The 3,742-nt window shown below is 47.1% G+C and carries 3 protein-coding genes and 1 pseudogene; all 4 read right to left on the bottom strand.

Annotated elements, in window-relative coordinates; genetic code table 11:
- Positions 1–233 (bottom strand): annotated as a pseudogene (locus B7X71_RS13585) (DNA polymerase III subunit delta); the annotation flags it as partial.
- Between the two features lie 19 nt (positions 234–252).
- Positions 253–780, bottom strand: coding sequence for an LPS assembly lipoprotein LptE (lptE, locus tag B7X71_RS13580; RefSeq protein ID WP_293601020.1), 528 nt, complete (start codon positions 778–780; stop codon positions 253–255).
- 35 nt (positions 781–815) lie between these two features.
- A complete protein-coding gene (leuS, locus tag B7X71_RS13575) occupies positions 816–3,488 on the bottom strand; it encodes a leucine--tRNA ligase (protein WP_293601019.1) in 2,673 nt (890 codons plus the stop codon).
- Between the two features lie 48 nt (positions 3,489–3,536).
- The coding region (locus B7X71_RS13570; protein ID WP_293601018.1) for a dihydrodipicolinate reductase C-terminal domain-containing protein at positions 3,537–3,742 on the bottom strand (206 nt) is incomplete at its 5' end.

The raw sequence follows: 3,742 nt of genomic DNA, 5'->3' as shown, positions 1-3,742 counted from the left end.
CCAAACAAAGACATAGTTTGGCCCGCGCTTAATAAGGCAGTCCAATCAAACCCGCGCTCTTGCAATAAAACTTCGCGGTCGGTGTAACCCATTTTTTTCGCAGTGGCACGTAATTGATCCATCGCCTCCATCATGAGGAGAGGCTCATCACCACTAAATATGTACAGGGGCTTTAATGAAGCGGCTGAATTCAGCGACTTCAAGTGAACCTGTAGGGCATCGCTCTTAACCATGCGATTGGATCGTCATTCTTTAAAAACTTTTAGGCCGTTGAACTCGGGCAGTTGCAGCAACACGACGCAGAATTTGCACAGCAAGATCTCGGCGCATCAAAGACAGAAATTGCTGCATTTGAACATCGGTCGCCAAAACTGTTGATACTGAGAAGTCCATATCTCGCGTCATGTAAATCTCCGCTTCAGGTACGACATCCGCCCCAGCATTGTCATAAGCCCTAAACCTAACACGTATGCTCAAGCGATATGCAGAGACCTGACCATTGGAGTTGTATGCCAAGATCTCACGACCATTCAGATCGCTCGTGATTTCTAAAGTAAGGTCAGCATCTTTGGGATTGATAGCCACCTTTGCATCAGTACCAGTCAAGATAGCTGTCTGTAGATCCGTTCTGAGAGGGGGTGATGGGCTACCAGTAATCGCGATGACTTTGTAGGGCAAATCCACCATGCCACGTAAGCGGTAGCCACAGGCGATCAGTCCGCTGACTGGAGCTAGAGCGAGAAACCCAAGCAGAGTACGTCGAAGTTGATTTACGCGCATGTGTTTAGTTTCTATTCAAAGTAATTTGCAAGTATCTAAGCAACAATATTGATTAAGCGACCCGGTACCACAATCACCTTTTTAGGGGCTGCGCCGTTTAATGCTTTCATAGCAGGCTCACTTTGTAATGCCAAAGCCTCAATTTGCTCTTTAGTAGCATCCGCAGGCACACGAATATCACCGCGCAGCTTGCCATTGATTTGCAACATGATGGTCAGCTCAGTTTGTATCAGCGCAGCTTCATCTACTGCAGGCCATGGTGCATCCAATAGAGTACCGAACGATTGATCGCACCCAATCTCATTCCAGAGAGCATGCGTCAAGTGCGGAACCACTGGGTACAGCACTCGGATCAAAATACTTAAAACCTCACTCAATACAGCAGGCCTCACTGTAGTCTTGTCGCCTAATTTCACAGGCTCCAAGACGTTCAGCATCTTCATTGCCGCAGAAACTACGGTGTTGTATTGACGACGCTGATAATCAAAGTTAGCCTGCCTCAGAATGGTGTGGACTTCACGACGCAATTCTTTTTCAGCATCATTTAAATCACTTGGCAATACTTCAGAGGCAGCGCGGATTGCATCAGCTTGACTGCTGGCATACATCCAAACACGGCGCAAGAAGCGTGAGGCACCCTCTACGCCGGCACTAGACCATTCCAACTGTTGCTCAGGAGGGGCAGCAAACATCACAAATAAACGCGCAGTATCCGCACCATATTGATCAATCAAAGCTTGAGGATCAACGCCATTATTCTTACTCTTAGACATCTTCTCAACGCCACCAATAATGACGGGGGCACCAGAAGCATCACCCCTCAATTTTGCGCTTTGAGGGCGGCCTTTTTCATCCAACTCGAGCTCTACATCCAAAGGATTTAACCAAGTCTTTTTACCGGATGCTTCCTCAGAGTAATAAGTCTCGTTAAGAACCATGCCTTGCGTCAGCAAGTTCTGGAAGGGCTCATCAAAAGTAATGAGATTGAGATCACGCATGACCTTAGTCCAGAAGCGTGCATAGAGCAAATGCAAAATCGCATGCTCAATACCGCCAATGTACTGATCCATCGGCATCCAGTATTCGTTACGCTCATCGACCATAGTCTTCGCATCTGGACCGGTGTAACGCATGAAGTACCAAGATGAATCTACGAAGGTATCCATCGTGTCAGTCTCACGACGTGCAGGCTTGCCACATTTTGGACACTTCACATTGAGGAAGTCAGCACGCTTATTGAGCGGATTGCCACTGCCATCTGGTACGCAATCTTCAGGTAACACTACCGGCAAATCTGCTTCAGGCACTGGCACAGCACCGCAACCAGGATTACTCTCATCGCCACAATGAATAATCGGAATTGGTGTTCCCCAATAACGCTGACGTGAGATACCCCAATCGCGCAAACGGTAAGTGGTTTTGATTTCACCAATGTCCATTTGCTCTAAGTCTTTTGCTACTGCATCAACCGCCTCTTCGTGCGATAAGCCATCGTATTTGCCACTATTGAGACAAACGACATCATCCTTCTGCGCATACCAATCTTGCCAGTGGCTAGTATTGAACATATCTGATGGGTTGCGCAAAGCGATCACTTGCTTAATAGGTAAGTCATATTTGAGGGCAAATGCAAAGTCACGCTCATCATGTGCAGGCACACCCATGACCGCGCCATCACCATAGGACATCAGCACGTAATTACCAACCCAAACTGGTACTGGCTCATTAGTAAGTGGATGCGTCACATATAGACCTGTGAACATACCTTCTTTTTCTTGAGTAGCAAGATCAGCCTCAATTACGCTACCGGTTTTGCATTTCTCAACAAATGAAGATAACTCTGGATTATTGATTGCCGCTATCGCTGCCAATGGATGCTCCGCAGCAACGGCGCAGAAAGTAACACCCATGATGGTGTCAGCACGGGTTGTAAAGACATATAGCTGACCATCTTGAACAAAATTACCGTTTGCATCAGCAATCTCATGCTTAAAAGCAAAACGGACACCGCGGCTTTTTCCAATCCAATTTTGCTGCATCGTCTTGACGCGCTCAGGCCAACCTAAATTATCTAGACCAGAAAGTAATTGCTCTGCATAGGCAGTGATATTGAAGTAATAGCCCGGGATTTCGCGCTTTTCCACCAAAGCGCCGGAGCGCCAGCCGCGTCCATCGATCACCTGCTCATTTGCCAATACGGTTTGATCGATTGGATCCCAATTCACGACTTGAGTCTTGCGATAAGCAATACCCTTTTCGAGCATCTTCAAAAAGAGCCATTGGTTCCAACGATAGTAGTCAGGACTACAAGTAGCCACTTCACGCGACCAATCAATTGCAAGACCCATAGCTGCCATTTGCTTTTTCATGTAAGCAATGTTGTCGTAGGTCCATTTAGCTGGTGGCACTTTATTCTGAATCGCCGCATTTTCTGCGGGCATTCCAAAGGCATCCCAACCCATTGGCATCAGTACGTTATAGCCCTGCATGCGCAACTGACGCGCCATCACATCGTTGATGGTGTAGTTACGAACGTGACCCATATGCAACTTACCGGATGGATAGGGCAACATAGAGCAAGCATAGTATTTTGGCCTTGGTTTACCGGAAGCATCTAAAGCATTCTCGGCAACCTTGTAAGCTTGTGCGCTTTCCCAATCAGCTCGCGCTGCAGCTTCAATACTGCGGTGATCGTAATCCTTACTCATTCAATACAACTCTTTTCTTCTATTCAGATTTACTCAACTTACTTTTTTTTATTTACGCAGGCCAAGAACATCTTGCATGTCATACAAGCCGGAATTCTGAGTCTGTAAGAAGCGTGCAGCGCGCAATGAACCTTGCGCATAAGACTGACGGCTAGAAGACTTGTGACTAATCTCAATGCGCTCGCCCTCGCCTGCAAATAAGACGGTGTGATCACCCACAATATCTCCACCACGAATAGTGGCAAAACCAATCG

It is taken from the genome of Polynucleobacter sp. 39-46-10 (assembly GCF_002282275.1).
This window is presented reverse-complemented; position numbering and strand designations above follow the sequence as displayed.